Genomic DNA, 3516 nt, shown 5'->3' with positions numbered 1-3516 from the left:
GGGGAGGGGGACCGGGTGGCGGGATATCTGCCGCCCGGTCCCGAGGCCTTCCTGCTGCTCTTCGCCTGTGCCCGCGTCGGCGCCGTCCTCGTCCCGGTGTTCTCCGGCTTCGGCGCCGACGCCCTGGCGGTGCGCCTCGCCGACGCCGGGGCGCGGGTGCTGGTCACGGCCGGCTCCACCACCCGGCACGGCAGACGGTACGAGATGCTGCCGGTCGCCCGCGCGGCGGCGGAGCGGGTCCCGGACGTGACCCACCTGGTGGTCGTCGCCGACGAGCCGCCCGGCACCGCGCCCGCGCCCGCCCCGGCCACCACCGCCTGGCGGGCGCTCACCGAGGCGGAGCCCGCCGAGACCGTTCCGCTGGAAGCCGACGCGCCCTTCCTCCTCCTCTACACCTCCGGCACCACCGGGCGCCCCAAGGGCGCCGTCCACACCCACGGCGGATTCCCCGTCCAGGTCGGCTCCGAGGTCCGCTACAACCTCGATGTGCGCCCCGACGACGTGGCGTTCTGGGTCACCGACCCCGGCTGGATCATGTTCGCGCTGGTCGTGATCGGCTGCACCCTCGCGGGCGCCTGCGTCCTCACGTACGAGGGCGCCGTCGACCACCCCGGCCCGGACCGGCTGGGACGGCTCCTGCGGGAGCACCGGGTCAGCGTCTTCGGCAGCTCGCCCAGCCTCGCGCGGGCCCTGATGGCGACCGGGGCGCCCGCGCCCACCTCGTCCCGGCTGCGCATCCTCGGCTCCACCGGCGAACCCTGGACCGAGGACGCCTGGCGCTGGTACTCCCAGGAGGTCGGCGGCGGGCGCTGCCCCGTCATCAACATCAGCGGCGGTACGGAGGTGGGCGGCTCGCTCCTGGCGTCCGCGCCCACCGTCCCCCAGACGCCGTGCGGCTTCACCGGACCGTGCCTCGGCATCGACGCGGTCATCGAGCACGCCGACGGCGGCGAGGCCGGCGAGGGCGAGATGGGCGAGCTGGTGGTGCGCCAGTCCTGGCCGGGCATGACCCGGGGCCTGTGGCGCTCGCCCGAGCGCTTCGCCCGCACCTACTTCGGCCGCAGGCCCGGCCGCTGGTCCCACGGCGACCTGGTGTCCCGCTCGGACGGTGAGTGGTTCGTGCACGGGCGCCTCGACGACGTGATGAAGGTGGCCGGCAAGCGGCTGGGACCCGCCGAGGTCGAGGAGGCCGCGCTGCAGGACCCCGCCGTGGCCGAGGCGGCGGCGGTCGGGGTGCCGCACCCGGTGAAGGGCGAGGCGCTCTGGTGCTTCGTGGTGCCCGCGACCGGGACGCTGTCGGTGCCGCAGGCCGACCGGATCCGGGCGCGCGTGGCCGAGGCGCTCGGGCCCGCCTTCCGGCCCAGCCGGGTCCTCGCCCTGCCCGAACTGCCCCGCACCCGCACCGGCAAGGTGATGCGCCGCCTCATCCGTGACTGCGCCACCCAGGACGAACCCGGCGACCTGTCCACCCTCGCCAACCCGCACAGCCTCGACGCGCTGCGCGCCGCCCTCCACGAGGCGGCCGACGGCTGACACCGGACCAGCCGCCGCGCCTCGACTGCGGCCACACCCAAGGGAGCCCCATGCCGACGATCGACATCCTCCTGCCCGGCTTCGCCATCGACACCGACCAGGGCTACCCCGCCTTCTGCGGCGTCTTCCTGGTCCGGGGCGCCGACGCCACCGGCCGCCCCCGTACCGTCCTGGTCGACGCCGCCCACGTCGGCCGCCGCCCCCATCTGTGGGCGGCGCTCGCGGCCCACGGCCTCACCGCGGCGGACATCGACACCGTGGTGCTCACCCACGCCCACTGGGACCATGTGCAGAACATCGACCTGTTCCCCCGCGCCGAGCTCCTCCTCCACGGCGACGAACGGCGCTACGCCCACGCGCCGCACTCCAACGACTGGGCGACCCCCGCCTGGACCGGGCTGCTCCTGGAGCAACTGCCCGTCCGCGAGGTGGCGGACGGTGAGGAGATCCTGCCCGGCGTCCGCGTCATGGCCCTGCCCGGCCACTCGCCCGGCAGCATCGGCGTCCTGGTCGACACCGACGCCGGGGTCGCCGCGATCACCGGCGACGCCCTGCACTTCGCGTACGTGGCCACCACCCGCCGCAACCCGCTGGTCTTCTGGGACGCCGACCTCGCGGCCCGCAGCATCGACCGGGTGGTGGGGGAGGCCGATGTCATCTACCCGGGCCACGACCGCCCCTTCCGCCTCACCGCCGACGGCGCCGTCGACTACCAGGAGTCCTTCGCGCTCACCCTCACCGGGCTGCGCCCCGACACCGAGGGGCTCGCCTTCGCCGACGGCTCCTCGCGCCCGCTGTGGATCATGCCCGGAGTGGACGAACAGCGCGCGCTGTACGAGAAGAACGCCGGTGCGGCGCGGCGGCGCATGGCCGGGGTGCCGCGCGTGGTGGGGCCACGGTGAGGCAGCCCGTCACACGGGGGCCCGACGGGCTTCGGCGAGCAGCCCGGTCAGCGAGCGGTTGAGCTCCTCGAAGAAGGGCTCGGGGGCCTCGCGCGGGAAGAAGTGGCCGCCCGGCACCGTCGTGAGCCGGAACGCGCGTCCGTACCGCTCCCAGGCGTGCACCGCCCCGGCGTCCACGAGCGCGTCGTCCGCGCCCGCGAAGGCCCGGATGTCCAGCGGCAGCCGCTGCCCCTCCTCGGCCGGGTCCGGCAGTCCCGCCTCCCGGTGGCTGGCGCAGATCCGCAGATCGTCCCGGACCACGGGCAGCAGCGCCCGCAGCCAGTCGGCGCGCCCCAGGAACTGCGGGTGCAGCCCGCCCACGTCCACCAGCAGCCGGGCGAGGTCCGCGTCGCCGTACAGATCGGCGGGCGGCAGCGGCGGAGTGAGGTGCGGGGCCGCGTACGCGCCGACGAACACGGCGAGCGGCGCCCGGCCCCCCGCCCGCATCCGGGCCGCCACCACCGCGAAGGCGAGCAGCGCGCCCATGCTGTGCCCGTACACCGCGTACGGGCGGTCCAGCCATGGCGCGAGTTCGTCCGCGAGGGCCCCGGCCGCGGTCCCCGCGTCCTGGAACCGCCGTTCGCGCAGACGGGACTCGCGGCCGGGCAGCTGCACCGGCAGGACGTCGACGCCGGGCACGACCCGGGACGGCCAGGGACCGTAGAACGAGGCGCTGCCGCCCGCGTGGTGGAAGCAGAACAACCGCAGCGCCGCGTCCTCGCGCGGCGCCCGGACGAGGCAACGCGCCACCGCGGCCTCCCCGGTCACGCGCGCACCACCTCGTACATCTGCTGGAAGGTCACGGCCTCCAGGAGACCGGCCACCGGGATACGGCGGCCGGTGACGTTCTCCACCACGGTGACCAGGCGCAGCAGATGGACCGAGTCCCACTCGGCCACTTCGTCCAGTGGCCGGTCCAGGTCCTCGGGGGCGATACGGATACCGAGCTCGTCCTCCAGGAGCGCGCAGAACCCGGTGGTGTCGGCGATGGCGGTGGCGGTCATGGTCAGCTCTCCTGGAAGGCGGTGTGCAGCCGCAGATG

The 3516-nt window shown here is 75.4% G+C and carries 4 protein-coding genes; 2 read left to right on the top strand and 2 right to left on the bottom strand.

The features are described 5' to 3' along the window. Both ACJA3G_RS33265 and ACJA3G_RS33260 read left to right on the top strand, forming a co-directional pair. Positions 1-1533, top strand: a 1533-nt coding sequence (locus ACJA3G_RS33265; RefSeq protein ID WP_406556759.1) for an acyl-CoA synthetase, incomplete at its 5' end; no start/stop codon positions are given. Between the two features lie 50 nt (positions 1534-1583). Next, on the top strand, positions 1584-2435 hold the full coding sequence (locus ACJA3G_RS33260; RefSeq protein WP_406556758.1) for an MBL fold metallo-hydrolase: 852 nt from the start codon (positions 1584-1586) through the stop codon (positions 2433-2435). Positions 2436-2444: 9 nt separating this feature from the next. On the opposite strand, the gene ACJA3G_RS33255 is transcribed toward ACJA3G_RS33260, so the two are convergent. Together ACJA3G_RS33255 and ACJA3G_RS33250 are read right to left on the bottom strand one after the other, a co-directional pair. Continuing rightward, positions 2445-3242 carry a thioesterase II family protein gene (locus ACJA3G_RS33255; protein ID WP_406556757.1) on the bottom strand — a complete coding sequence of 266 codons (798 nt, stop codon included), beginning with the start codon at positions 3240-3242 and terminating at the stop codon, positions 2445-2447. Next, positions 3239-3478 carry an acyl carrier protein gene (locus tag ACJA3G_RS33250; protein ID WP_406556756.1) on the bottom strand — a complete coding sequence of 80 codons (240 nt, stop codon included), beginning with the start codon at positions 3476-3478 and terminating at the stop codon, positions 3239-3241. The genes ACJA3G_RS33255 and ACJA3G_RS33250 overlap by 4 nt, the downstream gene beginning before the upstream one ends. Positions 3479-3516: the final 38 nt, after the last annotated feature.

The organism is Streptomyces sp. YS-3, assembly GCF_045257485.1.
Classification (GTDB): Bacteria; Actinomycetota; Actinomycetes; order Streptomycetales; family Streptomycetaceae; genus Streptomyces.
This window is presented reverse-complemented; position numbering and strand designations above follow the sequence as displayed.